Annotated in this window: 1 protein-coding gene; it reads left to right on the plus strand. The window is 56.2% G+C overall.

All coding sequences use genetic code 11. From position 1 onward, the window contains the following. Positions 1–254: 254 nt before the first annotated feature. Positions 255–441: Tn3 family transposase (locus AB3X96_RS42650; protein WP_368594428.1), on the plus strand; the 187-nt coding region annotated here is incomplete at its 3' end.

Consider the following 441-nt stretch of genomic DNA (forward strand, 5'->3'; position numbering starts at 1 on the left):
TCACCAGACGGCTCTTCAGGTCTTTGTTCTCTGTCATCAGTGTCAGTGTGCAGGTGTCCACGTGGACACCTAGCTTCTGACCTTCTGCCCCTCGATGGAAGGGCGTCTTTTATTGACCGCTTACGTTGCAACTAATGTGAGCCCCTATCGATGGAACGCAAGCCAGAGACCGATGATTGCAAGCTCGGTCGCAAGCAATGTGAGCCCACGGCTCGCCGTCAGTCGCAACCAATTCGAGCCGAAAAAGCCGATGATTGCGAGCCAGACTGGTTTCGATTGCAAGCCGCTACAAGTACTCGTCCGATCTTGGCGCGCTTTTCGGTGCCATCGACGGACAGAAGTTCGCTGCCGCCACTCCGACCGCAAAGGCGAGGCACTCGCGCAAATATTTCGGTCGCGAACGGGGAGTCGTCGCCTTTACCTCCCTCACCAATCACGTTG

Origin of the sequence: Paraburkholderia sp. BR13439, from assembly GCF_040948805.1 — a bacterium.
GTDB classification, from domain to species: domain Bacteria; phylum Pseudomonadota; class Gammaproteobacteria; order Burkholderiales; family Burkholderiaceae; genus Paraburkholderia; species Paraburkholderia youngii.